This window comes from Bacteroides sp. 3_1_23 (assembly GCF_000162555.1).
GTDB lineage: Bacteria > Bacteroidota > Bacteroidia > Bacteroidales > Bacteroidaceae > Bacteroides > Bacteroides ovatus.
On record NZ_GG774952.1, the window covers coordinates 198,535 to 213,340 of the forward strand.

7 protein-coding genes and 1 pseudogene are annotated in these 14,806 nt (G+C 42.5%); all 8 read left to right on the plus strand.

From position 1 onward, the window contains the following. Positions 1–5 precede the first annotated feature (5 nt). Positions 6–2,006, plus strand: coding sequence for a RagB/SusD family nutrient uptake outer membrane protein (locus HMPREF9010_RS10625; RefSeq protein WP_032846732.1), 2,001 nt, complete (start codon positions 6–8; stop codon positions 2,004–2,006). Positions 2,007–2,048: 42 nt separating this feature from the next. Further along, positions 2,049–4,883, plus strand: a complete 2,835-nt coding sequence (locus HMPREF9010_RS10620; RefSeq protein WP_004305124.1) for a SusC/RagA family TonB-linked outer membrane protein — start codon at positions 2,049–2,051, stop codon at positions 4,881–4,883. 33 nt (positions 4,884–4,916) lie between these two features. Then, positions 4,917–6,704 (plus strand): RagB/SusD family nutrient uptake outer membrane protein, encoded by a 1,788-nt coding sequence (locus HMPREF9010_RS10615; protein WP_004305123.1) that lies wholly within the window; start codon positions 4,917–4,919, stop codon positions 6,702–6,704. A 26-nt stretch (positions 6,705–6,730) separates the two neighbouring features. Continuing rightward, positions 6,731–7,789, plus strand: coding sequence for a DUF5627 domain-containing protein (locus HMPREF9010_RS10610; RefSeq protein ID WP_008024360.1), 1,059 nt, complete (start codon positions 6,731–6,733; stop codon positions 7,787–7,789). A gap of 19 nt (positions 7,790–7,808) precedes the next feature. After that, a complete protein-coding gene (locus HMPREF9010_RS10605; protein WP_004324537.1) occupies positions 7,809–10,007 on the plus strand; it encodes an endo-1,4-beta-xylanase in 2,199 nt (732 codons plus the stop codon). Between the two features lie 127 nt (positions 10,008–10,134). Continuing rightward, positions 10,135–11,448 (plus strand): annotated as a pseudogene (locus HMPREF9010_RS10600) (glycoside hydrolase family 5 protein); the annotation flags it as partial. Between the two features lie 33 nt (positions 11,449–11,481). Further along, entirely contained in the window at positions 11,482–13,398 is a 1,917-nt protein-coding gene (locus HMPREF9010_RS10595; protein WP_008649498.1) for a sialate O-acetylesterase, read from the plus strand. Positions 13,399–13,405: 7 nt separating this feature from the next. After that, positions 13,406–14,794 carry a glycoside hydrolase family 43 protein gene (locus HMPREF9010_RS10590; RefSeq protein ID WP_008649499.1) on the plus strand — a complete coding sequence of 463 codons (1,389 nt, stop codon included), beginning with the start codon at positions 13,406–13,408 and terminating at the stop codon, positions 14,792–14,794. Positions 14,795–14,806: the final 12 nt, after the last annotated feature.

Below are 14,806 nucleotides of genomic sequence, written 5' to 3' on the forward strand. Positions count from 1 at the left end.
GTACTATGAGAAAAATATATAGAACTCTTTTATGCGGTAGCTTATTGCTCTTCTCGTTGGGATTTTCATCTTGTGAGGACTATCTAGACAAGGAAGCTGACTCTACTGTATCTGAAGACGAAGCATTTAAGAACTTTAGGAATTTTCAGGGGTTTATCGAGGAAATATACAACTGTATTCCTGATAAGGAGAAGAACAATTATACTACTTCCTGGAACTGGGGAGATGATGAAATATTCAACCCGGAAGGTGACAGCCACATGACGCATCAGGTCGATTTGGGTAACTTCCGTGCATGGTCTACCAATAATCAATGCTGGCTCTATCGTACCGGCAGTGATCCTACGGCTACTTATCATCCGAACAGTGACGGCAATGCTAAGTTTAAACATTCACTGTGGCCACATGCATGGTATTGTATACGTAAGGCTAACATCGGTATCGCTAATCTAGAAAGGTTAACGGAAGCTACGGATGAGGAGAAAAAACTGATTGCCGGTCAGCTTTATTTTTTCCGCGCATGGTGGCACTTTGAAATGATGCAATATTTTGGTGGCTTGCCTTATATTGATACAGTCTTATCTGCTACAGAGAAAATGTCTTTGCCACGTCTGAGTTATCAGGAATGTGCAGATAAAGCAGCAGTCGATTTCCGTATGGCAGCGGATTTGCTTCCTATTAATTGGGATAACACAACTGTTGGCAAACAAACCGCGGGTAAGAATGATTTGCGTATCAACAAGATTATGGCATTAGGCTATCTGGGCAAGAATTATCTTTGGGCTGCCAGCCCTCTGATGGAACATGGTGCGCAGCTAGGTGGAAGCAATACTTACAATTACAATACAGAATATGCAAAAAAAGCAGCAGAGGCATTTGGAGAGTTACTGACACTTGTCGAAAGCGGGCAGACGCAATATGCATTGGCGCAGTTTGATTATAGTGATATTTATAATCATACCAAATCGGCATCTGCTTCTAATAGTTATTCTGAAATATTCTATACTACTGGTCAGAACTGGAAAATGCCGGGTACTACAGAAGCTATTTTCCGTGGTCCGTCCGAAGACTTCAACGGTAGTAACTGGAATATGACCAAGTTGTGGGGACCTAAAATTTATGGTTTGGTTGAACATGATAATATCATCCACCAACCTACTGCTAACTATGTGAATTTATATGGTATGGAGAACGGTTTGCCATTGAGTGAAGATGAAACAAAATCCGGTTTTAGAAAGAATTTTCCATTTAGAAATCGTGATGCCCGTTTTTATCATGACATAGTTTTTGACGGATTCCATTATGTCAATGCAGCTATTCCTGAAGCAGACAAGGAATTCTTGCGCTATTGCACTCTGTATACGGGCGGAGCTATGAGAGCCGTGGCCAATGCTAGCCGTACCGGCTATTTCATCCAGAAATTAGTACCGCATCAGGCTAATAAATATGACGGACTCTATAATTGGTCGGGTAACCTGCATACATATTTACCTTACATGCGTTTGGCGGATATTTATCTGATGTATGCTGAGGCTTGTGCGGCAGTAGACGGTGCTGCAGGTAAATCTACGAATTTTGGTAAAACGGCTGAAGATGCGATCAATACTTTGCGTAAACGTGCGGGAGTAGGCCCTGTTGGTGGAGGGGAACCGGGTGATGAAAAAGGTACTCTTTGTCCGGAATATATTTCCAATTCCCAGAAATTTATGGATGAAGTTCGTCGTGAACGTGCTGTCGAGTTGTCTTTCGAAGGTTTCCGCTTTAACGATTTGCAGCGTTGGTTGCTGCTGACCGAAGAGCCCTATACTATTAAGACTTCACAAGAATTCGAACGTGTAGAGAATGAAGACTTTTATAAGAATAATGATCCGGCAGAGGCAGAAGTGAGAAACTTCCGTGAGGAGACTATTTTGAAACGGGTATTTGGAACGAAGCATTACTGGTTCCCCTTATTGGATAATGACGTGTATCTGTATGCTGAATTCCCGCAGAATCCGGGATGGTAATCCCTTATGGTTACTGAATGTATAATTATAAATGAATAAACAATGAAACATATATATAGAAGATTCATTCTCAGTGCAGTGCTTGTTTTTCCGGTTGTTATTTCTGCCGGTGCACAAGAGTTGGCAGGGGATAATGCAAGTTCGCTGCAAAACGATTCGTTGGTGCAGGTAGCTTTCCGAAAGGTTTCTCAGAACAATTTATTAGGAGGTGCCTCAGTAGTAAATGTAGAGGAATTGACGAAGAAAAATTACAATACATGGAGCTTGACCGATATGCAGGGATATGTCGGTGGTTATAATGGTAACTCATTGTGGGGAATGGATGAAAAGCTGATATTGGTGGACGGGGTACCTCGCAATATTGATTATATTTCTCCTACGGAAATCAGCCAAATAACCTTTTTGAAAGGTGCGCAAGCTGTGGTGCTCTATGGAAGTCGTGCGGCTAAAGGAGTAATTATGATTACAACTAAAAGAGGTAAGAGTACGGATCTTCAAGTAGATGTACGCGCCAATACAGGGTTTTATGTCGCAAAGAGTTACCCCGAATATTTAGGTTCGGCCGAATACATGACTCTTTATAATGAAGCACGTGCCAATGACGGGCTCGGTGCTCTCTATAGCGCGGAGGATATTTACCATTATGGATCCGGTGAGAATCCTTATCGTTATGCTAATGTGAATATGTATTCGTCGGACTATATCAAGAAGGCATATAATCGTTCGGATGTTACAGCCGAAATTTCGGGTGGCAATCATCGTGCCCATTTTTATACGAATATAAATTATCTTCGTTCCAATGACGTTTTCAAAATCGGTGAAGCGAAGCATAATGGGACCAATGGTTTAAATATTCGCGGTAACGTAGATTTGACATTGAATGACTTTATTACAGCTTATGTGAATGCTAAAGTATCTTTCTATTCACGTCGTAGTGCCAATGGGTCTTATTATTGGAGTGCGGCATCTACATTGCGTCCCAATCGTATTTCTCCGTTGATTCCGTTGAGCTATATTGATGCAAATGCAGCCAGTGCATGGGATTTGGTGGCGAATAGCAATAATATAGTTGATGGAAAATACTTTTTGGCAGGAACACAATCTGATATGACAAATGTATTTGGCGATTATTATGCTTCAGGTTATAGCAAAGCAACAGATCGTTCGTTCCAGTTTGATGCGGGAGTGAACATTGGTTTGGACAAGGTGTTGAAAGGACTCTCTTTTCATACTCGGTTTTCTGTAGATTACTCTACTGCTTATATTACTTCTTATAATAACAGCTATGCCACATATGCGCCTACTTGGTCTAATAATGGCGGGAAAGATATTATTGTCGGTTTGACAAAATACAATGAGGACAAGAAGTCCGGTGTGCAGAATATCAGCGGCAGTTCGGATAACCAGACTGTTTTATTCTCCGGCCAGTTCGATTACGAAAACACTTTTAATGATGATCATCATTTGGCTGCCATGTTAATAGCCTCTGGTTATCAACAAAGTTATTCAGGAGAGTATCATAAGACAAGCAATGTAAATTTGGGCATGCAGTTGGGATATAACTTCCGCAATAAATATTATGCCGATTTTGGTGGGGCTGTTATACATTCTGCAAAGTTGGCTCCGGGACATCGTAATGCTTTCTCACCTTCTTTGACATTGGGCTGGAAATTATCAAACGAGAGCTTTCTGGAAAATTCTCCGGTAGTGGACGAACTGATGTTGAGTGTGTCCGGCAGTATCTTGAATACGGATTTGGGAATTGACAACTATTATATGTATGATGGTTATTACAACCAGTCGGACGGTGCATGGTGGGGATGGCGCGAGAGTGTATCCCTACACTCTACTAACTCCAAACAAGGGGCGAATGAAGACTTGAGCTTTATCAAGCGTAAAGAGCTTTCAGTTAATTTGAAAACTTCTTTATGGAACCGGATGATAACAGCGGATGCATCTTTCTTTGTTAATTCAATCGAAGGTAAAATCGTGACTTCTACTACTCAGTATCCGGAGTATTTCTTCACTTATTATCCGACTGCTTCGTTTCGTCCGTACATCAACTACGATAATGACCGTCGCATGGGATTTGATTTCAACGTAAACTACAACAAACGTTTCGGCAAGGTTGATTTTACAGCGGGCGTTACCGGAACTTACTATACAACAAAAGCTACCAAGCGGGATGAATTGTATCAGGATAAATACCAATACCGTAAAGGATATGCTGTTGACGGTATTTGGGGATTACAGTGCATCGGATTCTTCAAGGATGAGCAGGACATCATCGATTCTCCAGAACAGCGTCTTGGCGGTACAATAAGACCGGGTGATTTGAAGTATGTAGATCAGAATAATGACGGTATAATTGATGATAAAGATCAGGTTTATCTGGCTCGTGGAGGTTGGTATGGAGCTCCCTTGGCGTTGGGTATAAACTTGACTGCTAAATGGAAAGGATTAACTTTCTTTGTATTGGGTACAGGTGAGTTTGGCGGACATGCCATGAAAAACAACGAGTCTTATTATTGGATATCCGGTGAAGATAAATACTCGGCAGTAGTCCGGGGGCGTTGGACTCCGGAAACGGCAGCAACAGCTACTTATCCGCGTCTGACTACAGAAAGTGGAACTAATAACTTTTATTCTTCCGACTTCTGGATGTATAAGACGGATGCTTTCCGTTTGGCAAAAGTACAGGTCACGTATGACCTGCCTTCCAAGTGGTTTAAGAATAGTTTTGTTCATGGAGTATCCGCATATATCAGCGGTTCTGATTTGCTCACAATATCCAAGGAACGCAAGGCGCTGGAATTGAATGTTGGCTCCAGCCCGCAATGCCGCTTCTATAATTTAGGTGTGACTGCAACTTTCTAATACAGATTATTTCAATAATTAAAGAACGAAATTATGAAAAATATATTCAAATTATTGGCTTTCTTACCTCTGCTGACTGCTTGTGACGATTTGTTTGAACCGGCACTGGAGAACAACAGAGATCTTGAGGCTATGTATAAAGAACCGAGCTATGCGCAGGGTATACTTGCGAACGCTTATATTATACTTCCTTACGAAACTTCACCTACAAGTGACTTGGCTACGGATGATGCTGTGACTAATGAGATTTCCAGTAACTATCTGCGAATGGCTACAGGTTCCTGGACTGCCAATAATAATCCGGTTTCCCAGTGGCAGAATCGTTTCAATGCTATCCAGTATATCAATCTTTTTTTGGAGAATGTAGATAAGGTAGAATGGGCAAAAGATGAACGTATCTCTACCATGTTTCTTGATCGTTTGAAAGGAGAGGCTTATGGGTTGCGTGCACTGCATATGTATTATTTGTTACGTGCACATGGTGGCAAGATTGCGGACGGCACATTGATGGGAGTACCTATTATTTTGAAATCGGAAGGACCGGATGCGGATTTTAATCATGCTCGTGCCACTTATTCCGATTGCGTGAAGCAAATAATGGAAGATGCTGATAAGGCTATCGAATTATTGCCGCTCGATTATAAGAAATTTGCAGATAGTGAGATACCGGAAAAATATAAAAACATCGGTGTGACGAATGCGAGTGATTATCGGCGTGTTTGTGGTGAAGAATATAGAGGGTTGATGAGCGGACGGATTGCATTGGCAGTCCGTGCACAAACGGCTCTGTTAGCTGCCAGTCCGGCATTTCAAAGCGGGTCGGGAATGACTTGGGAACAAGCTGCCGATTATGCTGCTGAAATTATAGAGAAAGCTAACGGTGGCGGCGGCTGCGGGCTGGATGCAGATGGATTGGAGTGGTATACACTTGCGGATAAAGATTATGGAACGGGCGGCAGTCCCGCTGAGGTTATTTGGCGTAGTAGTACAGATGATAATAATACATTGGAAACAGCTAACTTCCCTCCATCACTTTACGGAAACGGTCGTGTCAATCCTACCCAGAATCTGGTGGATGCCTTTCCTATGGCGAACGGTTACCCTATTTCTGAAACATCAGGCAATTACGATGCAGAAAACCCGTATGATAACCGTGATCCGCGTTTGGCAAAATACATCGTTTACAATGGTAGCAAGCAAGGTCCTAGTGATACGGAAATTATTACAGGGACTTACGGAACGAATACAGACGTTGTGAATAAGGAAAGCGGAAGGTCTACTCGTACAGGTTATTACTTGCGGAAACTATTGCGTAAAGAGTGTAACCCTAATTCACAGTATAATACAAAGAAGAAGCATTATACCGCACGTATCCGTTATACAGAGATGTTTCTGATTTATGCGGAGGCGGCTAATGAGGCTTGGGGACCACAGAATAATCATGGACATCTTTTTAGTGCTTATGATGTAATCAAAGCCATTCGTACGCGTGCCGGTTTAGGTCTCGATAATGGAGATGCTTATTTGGAGAGCATAAAGGATAATAAAGACAAGATGCGTGAACTAATCCGTAATGAACGCCGTATCGAACTTTGTTTTGAGAATTTCCGTTTTTGGGATTTACGTCGCTGGAATGTTGATTTGACCAAACTGAATGAAACTGCTCTTGGGGTGGAAATAAGCAAGAATGGTTCTGTAATGAACTACTCTCCGCTTACGGTAGAGAAAAGAAAGTATGAGGAGTATATGATTTACGGGCCAATACCTTTTGCTGAAGTAATGAAGTGGAGCAATCTGGAACAGAATGTCGGTTGGAAATAATTGTAAAATAATAAATAATGAAGCATATGAAATTAATTAAATTAATATTTGCCATGTCAGTTGGAGTCTTTGTTTCATGGACGATGACATCCTGTGAAAATCAAGATAATGAATTTCCTGATTATGAGGGCGGCACTTCAGTCTATTTTGCAACCCAGTATCCGGTGAGAACGTTGGTTATGGGTGAAGATGAGTATGATACGACGCTGGACAATGCTCATAAATGTAAGATTAATGCTACTATGGGCGGTGTTTATGCTAATAAGAAGGATATCACGATAGATATTGAAGTAGACAATACATTGTGTGATAACCTTTATTATTCGTATACTTCTGCATCTGAAAATGTGCCAGTAAAAGCTATGCCTTCCAACTACTATACATTATCTGATGATAAGATCACTCTGAAGAATGTATTGATGGATGGTGTGGAAGTCTCATTTACTGATGCTTTTTTTGCTGATCCCGAAGCATTGACCGCTACCTATGTTATACCTTTGGTAATGACAGGCGTGACTAATGCTGACCGTATTTTGAATGGTACTTTGTCCGAAGGGGCAGAAGCCGTCAGATGTAATTCGTCAGTGTGGTTGGTGCAACCACAGGATTATGTACTTTATTGTGTGAAATACATCAATAAATGGACTGGTAAGTATCTGCGTCATGGCGTGGACAAAGTGACAGAAAACGGGACAACTACCGAGAATGATCGCCATAACGAGTATGTAGAAGATGATGAAATATGTCAGACTGTAACAAAATCTTTGACTGAAACCATTCTTACAGTTACTACCAATTTAGGGACAACAGACAATCCGCGTAATATCAGTTATAAGTTGCTGCTGGTTTTTAATGGCGATGAATGTGTGGTTTCCGGGTTGGACGGCGTTACGGCTACTGGTACTGGTAAGTTTGTTCAAGACGGTGAGAAGAATAGTTGGGGTAATAAAGACCGTGATGCCATTTATTTGAAGTATACTGTGGATTTCAGTAATGGATTAAAGCTTGAAACAGAAGATACACTGGTTGCGCATAGTCGTGGCGTGGCAAGAGAAGATTTTACGCCGATCTATGTGAAGAATTAATCGTTAAATCTAGAAGAATATGAAATACTATAATAGAATTTTACTGCTTGCTATGGTTGCCGGAATAACTGTATCTTGTGCGGATGCGCTTTTTGCGGACTACAAGACAGAGAAACCGGAGAGTCTGAAAAAGTATGAGTACTTGAACGAATATGGTGATTTGAAAACATATATTGACCGTATCTCCCATCCCGACTTCAAGTTGGGAACGGGGGTCACGGTGAGTGATTTCTTGAAGCAAGATTTGGTTTATACTTTGACTGTCAACAACTATGACGACGTGACGGCTGGTAATGCCATGAAATATAGCTCCTGTGTAGATGCCAAAGGAAATATGGATTTCGGCACAGTCAAGAAGTTTGTGAAAACTGCAAAAGAAACAGGAATTAGTATTTACGGGCATACGCTCTGTTGGCATTCACAGCAGCAAAATGCTTATTTGAATGGGCTGATTGCGGATAAAGAACCGGAACCGGTTCCTGGTAGTTCAGAAATCGCACTTCATATAAAAACCTCGAAGCCTCAAGCGAATGTATGGGATTGGGAATTGTATTATGATTTGGATGAAGCATTAATAGCAAATCAAGAATATACTATAAGTGTGCGGATGAAGGCTTCTTCGGCTATAACCTTTCCGTTCTGGCCGGGGAAGAAAGATGGGACTGACACTCAATATGGTGCAGGGACCTTTTCAGCGGGTGAGCAATGGTCAACTAACACATTCACGTTTACACCTTCTGCTGATATCGATAGGTTACGGTTCTGTTTCGGTTTGTTTGGCGGTGATTTGTATTTTGATGATTTAACATTGACTGCCTCGGGCTCTGATAGAAATTTGATTATGAACTCTACTTTCGAAGAAAGCAAAGATCTGTCCCGATGGAGTAAAGCGAGTTGGATTGATTTTGCTTATGGGATAGAGGAGGTCCAGGAAAGTGGATCCGTGTTAACTAATGTATATATATTAGAGGATGACTTTTCAAGCGGAACAGCTATGATGGGTTGGGGAAATAACTCGACTCGGCAGGTGATTGACGGAGTACATCAAATGACAAATCCGTCGGAAGTAAATTCTTGGGAAGCACAGGCTGGCTATGATTTTTCAGCTCCTTTGACAGAAGGGACTACCTATTTTTTAAAGATGAAGATTAAAGGCAGTGTAGCAGGTAGTATTGGGGCGGTCTTTCAAAAACCGGACGGATTTGCCGGGCGTGGTGACTTCCCTTCCATACCAATTACAACAGAATGGGAAGAGGTTACTGTATTTACCAACTGCACGGGAGATGCGGCTACTCGTATTCTTTTTAATTATGGGAAGTATGCCGGTACCATCTATATTGATGATTTGTCTATATATTGGCAGAAGTCAGGTAATACGATTCCTCTGACTCCTGAAGAGAAAGAAGAAATCCTCACGAACGAACTGGAACGTTGGATTAAAGGTATGTTGGAATCTTGCGGTGGTTATGTTAAGGCATGGGATGTCGTGAATGAACCTATTTCCGGAAAAGATTCGGATGGGGATGGCTATTACGATCTTCAGTCAGCTTCTCAAACAGATGATAATGGTGTTTCCGGTGAAAACTTCTATTGGCAGGATTATTTGGGTGATGATTACGCCCGTATTCCGATTAAGTTTGCGCGTAAGTATTTTGCGGAGTCCGGTGGTAACCCTGATGAGTTGAAGCTTTTTATTAACGACTATAATCTGGAATCCGACTGGGATCAGAATAAGAAGTTAAAGAGCTTGATACATTGGATCGAACGTTGGGAGTCTGACGGGGAAACAAAGGTGGACGGTATCGGTACTCAAATGCATGTGTCTTACTATATGAATCCTGCTACTCAGGCTAGTAAGGAAAACGCCATTATCAATATGTTTACCCTGTTAGCTTCTACCGGTAAGCTCATAAAGATCACAGAATTGGATATGGGTATTGTCGATGCAGCTGGTGAAACGATACTGACAGAGAATCTGACAGACGAAATGCAGCAGAATATGTCTGATTTCTATCAGTTCATTATTGAGAAATATTTTGAGATTATTCCGGTGGCACAGCAATATGGCATCACTCATTGGAGCCCGACAGACAGCCCTTCTGAAAACTCCTTCTGGAGAAAAGGCCAGCCAATTGGTCTGTGGGATTTGAATTACAACCGCAAACCTGTCTATGTCGGTTTCCTTGAAGGTTTGAGAAATGGTACTGCCAGTAAATAAATGAGATAGAAAACTATCATGTAGTTTATGCTGATTTAGATTAGGCACGCTCGTCCGGATAGCGGAGTCTCTCGATAGAGCTCCGCTATTATTTTAAATAGATGTAATTAAATAGATTGATGAAATTATGAAAAGAATAATAGGTATATTAACTTTGTCTTGTCTGTTGTTTTCTGCTTGTGGCAAGGATGAAATTCCGCAAGAGGAAAACGAAAAAAAAACAGAAGAAACAACACCCGGTGATGATACCGGCGGTGATGAATCGGATGATGATCCTGATTCTCCGAAGCTGGTTGTTCCTTTACATGTAGAGGGACGTTATCTGAAAAATGAACAAGGGAAAATTGTCAACTTGCATGGATTTACGCAGACTTATAGTCCTTATTTTAATAACAACGCATGGAGTAATTATGATGTAAGCAGTTGTCTTAGCTATAACAAAAGTATGGTGGATAAAATACTGGCTGCCGGATGGAAATTTAACTTTGTACGTCTGCACATGGATCCTTATTGGAGTGATGATACTACGTTGCCTTATGTGCGTTATGAAGGACATGAACGTTTCTCGGAAACACGTTTCAAGAAGTACCTGAAAGAGTTATTTGTCCCGATGGCGGAATATTTTATTTCTAAAGGGATGTATGTGGTGATGCGCCCGCCGGGAGTTTGTCCACATGCAGGTGATACTGAAGATAACAGGTATCTAGGTATAGAGTTGGGAGATTCTTATCAGGAGTTTCTGCTGAAAGTATGGGACATTGTATCGCAGAATGCTGTTGTGAAGAATAATCCCGGGATTATGTTCGAGTTGGCTAATGAACCCGTTCATATAAAAGGTACAGACGGTAAATATGGTGGTGACGGTGATGCTTGCTTCATCAATATGCAAAAGTATTTTCAGGCGATTGTTGATAAAATACGTGGAAATGCTTGTAACAATATCATTTGGGTACCCGGATTGGGCTGGCAATCTCAGTATAGTGGCTATAAAGACCATCGTATCGAAGGAGAAAATATTGGTTTTGCCGTACACTGTTATCCGGGCTGGTATGGAAGTGATGCCGAACAGGACAGTGGTGAAGGAAATGGCTCCTCTACAGGAGGGGGATATGAACCTTTCCAACGTGGTTGGGACAAGCAAGTAGGTCCGGTAGCTAGTTTTGCTCCTGTCATGGTGACTGAGATAGACTGGGCACCGAAGAAATATGATGCAACATGGGGGAAAAGTATTACGGGAGTGGCGAAAGGCGAAGGTTTTGGAGCTAATTTCAAATACATAGCCGATCAATCCGGCAATGTTTCCTGGCTGTTCTTTACTACAAAGTCTCATGAACTGGCTGCTTTTAAGGATGTAGCGGGTGAACCGGGAAACTATACTTTTTTGAATGATCCGGAAGCGTGCCCGTGGGCTATTTATCACTGGTTTAAAGAGTATGCCGAAATGGATGAATAATAATATCAGTTTTGTTACAAGATGAAGAAGATTATATTATTAAGTTGTTTATTATGTGCAGGCATATTTGCCTTTGCACAAGACCCGAATTTCCATATTTATCTTTGTCTGGGACAATCCAATATGGAAGGGAATGCAAAGATCGAGGCCCAGGATACGTGCAATGTCAATGAACGCTTTCTGATGATGGCGGCTGTTGATTGTCCGTTTTTGGGACGTGTCAAAGGACAGTGGTATAAGGCTATTCCTCCGTTGGTACGTTGCCATACAGGGTTAACACCGGCCGATTATTTCGGACGTACGTTAGTGGAAAGGCTGCCTGATAATATTAAGGTAGGTGTCATCAATGTAGCTGTAGGTGGTTGCAGGATTGAACTGTTTGATGAGGAGAATTGCGAAGAGCATATTGCCTCTCAACCGGAATGGCTGAAAAATACCGCGAAAGCGTATGGTAATAATCCTTACCGTAGACTAAAGGAATTGGCTGTAGAAGCACAAAAAGCGGGAGTGATTAAAGGTATCCTCTTGCATCAGGGCGAGTCTAATACCGGTGATAAAGAGTGGCCTCAAAAGGTAAAGAGATTCTATGAGAATTTGTTGAGGGATTTGAATCTTCAGGCAAAAGATGTTCCCTTGTTGGCGGGAGAAGTAGTGCATGCCGACCAGAATGGCAGATGTGCAAGCATGAATGAGATAATCAATACGCTGCCGCAAGTGATTCCGACCGCATACGTGATTCCTTCTTCGGGCTGTCCTGCCGCAGAAGATAATTTGCATTTCACGGCAGAGGGATACAGGAAATTGGGAGTTCGGTATGCCGAGAAACGACTCCTTTTGTTGGAGAAGGAACCAAACTCCGGGATTACTACCGAACCGGCATCCACTAATATTCCGGGATATGACTATCCCCGGGTGGATAAAGAGGGGCGTGCTCATTTTCGTTTCTATGCTCCGCAGGCTAACAGGCTACAAGTGGATTGTTGCGGAAAGAAGTATGATATGTGGAAAGATGCCGGAGGACTCTGGACGGCAACGACCAACCCTCTGCCTGTAGGATTCCATTATTATTTCCTGATTGCAGACGGGGTGTCGGTAACAGATCCTTCCAGTTATACGTTCTTCGGTTGTTGCCGTATGGCAAGTGGCATCGAAATCCCTGAAGGTGAGGAGGGGGATTATTATCGTCCTCAACAGGTACCTTACGGGCAGGTTCGTTCCTGTACGTATTACTCCGAAACGCAGAAAGAGTTCCGTCGGTGTATGGTATATACGCCGGCAGAGTATGAAACTCATCCGAAGAAGCGCTATCCGGTATTGTATCTGCAACATGGCATGGGTGAAGATGAAACCGGCTGGAGCACGCAGGGAAAGATGAATCATATTATGGACAACCTGATTGCATCCGGTCAGTGTGTGCCGATGCTCGTGGTGATGGATAGCGGTGATGTGGAAGCTCCGTTCCGGCCGCGTTCGGGAAAAGATGTGAACGAGGAGCGGGCTTTGTATGGCGCCACCTTTTATGACGTTATTCTGAAAGACCTGATTCCTATGATAGACCGGACATTCCGTACGAAAACCGACCGCGAACACCGTGCTATGGCAGGACTCTCGTGGGGAGGACATCAGACTTTCAATACGGTTCTGCCTCATCTCGATAAGTTTTCTTATATCGGAAGTTTCAGCGGGGCGATTTTCGGTCTGGATATGAAGACTTGTTTTAACGGAGTGTTTGCGGATGCGGACAAGTTCAATAAGAAAGTAAATTATTTCTTTCTCGGCTGTGGCACGGAGGAACAAATGGGCACAAAGAAGATGGCTGACTCCCTTCAGGAACTGGGAATCAAAGTCGATTATTATGAATCGCAAGGCACGGCACACGAGTGGCTCACTTGGAGACGTTGCCTGAAAGAATTTGTACCACATTTATTTAAACACTGAAAATAGCATGAAAATGAAATCTACATTTATCGCAGCCACACTGTTGCTCGTTTCGGTTATGACCGAAGGAGGACTGTCGGCACAGAACCCGATTGTGCAAACTTGCTTTACTACAGATCCTGCTCCTATGGTGCATGATGGCACATTGTATGTCTATACGGGACATGATGAAGATAAAGCCGATTTCTTCTGGATGCAGGAATGGCGCGTATACTCTACCAAAGATATGGTGAACTGGACCGATCACGGCTCTCCACTCGCCATTGAATCATTCGACTGGGCGGACGACCGTGCATGGGCAGCACAGTGCATCGAACGTAATGGTAAGTTTTATTGGTATGTCTGCCTGCATTCCAAACTTTCCAATACGATGGCAATCGGTGTGGCGGTAGGCGATTCGCCTGTCGGTCCTTTTAAAGATGCCATCGGCAAACCGCTTCATGACGGAAGCTGGGACTATATTGATCCTACGGTCTTCATTGATGATGACGGTCGTGCTTATCTGTATTGGGGAAATCCGAATATCTATTATGTAGAACTGAATGACGACATGATTTCCTTGAAAGGTGAAGTGGGCAAACTGGAACAGACTGTTGAGAGCTTTGGTGCACCCAATCCGGAAAAGCGTGTCAAAGGTGTTAAGTATAAAGATACTTATACAGAAGGTCCATGGCTTCATAAACGGGAAGGAAAATACTATCTTCTTTATGCTGCCGGAGGTGTACCCGAACATATTGCCTATTCCATGAGTGACGGACCTCTTGGTCCGTGGAAGTATATGGGAGAAATCATGCCTTTACAAGATACGGGTTCGTTTACTAACCATTGTGGAGTGATAGACTATAAAGGCAATTCTTATTTCTTCTATCATACGGGTAAGCTGCCGGGTGGTGGAGGCTTCGGGCGAAGTGCGGCGGTGGAGCAATTTAAGTATAATGCTGACGGTACTTTCCCGATTATTAATGCTACCCGGGAAGGGGTGTCACCGGTAGGTATGCTCAATCCTTACGAAAGGATGGAAGCTGAAACTATTGCGTTTTCTGAAGGTGTGAAGTCTGAACCCAATGCGAAAACCGGTATATATATATCTGAAATTCATAATGGAGATTATATAAAGGTACGTGAAGTGGATTTCGGCAAAAAATCCCCCAAATGGTTTACTGCTACCGTTGCCAGTGCCCTTCGTGGCGGGACACTTGAAGTACGTACAGACAGTATAAGCGGACCATTAATTGCGGAACTGACTATTCCTTCAACGGGAGGTTGGGAATGCTGGAAAACATTGCAGACTGATATTGTAAAACCGGTCACAGGAATACAAGATATTTATTTTGTATTCAAAGGACGTAAAGGCTGCAAACTGTTTAACTTTGATTGGTACAAGTTTAACAGATAAACATGCTAGAGA

Bases quoted from the DNA above. Each gene is read 5' to 3' on its own strand.
- HMPREF9010_RS10625 (WP_032846732.1), top strand. From the start codon at position 6: ATGAGAAAAATATATAGAACTCTTTTATGCGGTAGCTTATTGCTCTTC.
- HMPREF9010_RS10620 (WP_004305124.1), top strand. From the start codon at position 2,049: ATGAAACATATATATAGAAGATTCATTCTCAGTGCAGTGCTTGTTTTT.
- HMPREF9010_RS10615 (WP_004305123.1), top strand. From the start codon at position 4,917: ATGAAAAATATATTCAAATTATTGGCTTTCTTACCTCTGCTGACTGCT.
- HMPREF9010_RS10610 (WP_008024360.1), top strand. From the start codon at position 6,731: ATGAAATTAATTAAATTAATATTTGCCATGTCAGTTGGAGTCTTTGTT.
- HMPREF9010_RS10605 (WP_004324537.1), top strand. From the start codon at position 7,809: ATGAAATACTATAATAGAATTTTACTGCTTGCTATGGTTGCCGGAATA.
- HMPREF9010_RS10595 (WP_008649498.1), top strand. From the start codon at position 11,482: ATGAAGAAGATTATATTATTAAGTTGTTTATTATGTGCAGGCATATTT.
- HMPREF9010_RS10590 (WP_008649499.1), top strand. From the start codon at position 13,406: ATGAAAATGAAATCTACATTTATCGCAGCCACACTGTTGCTCGTTTCG.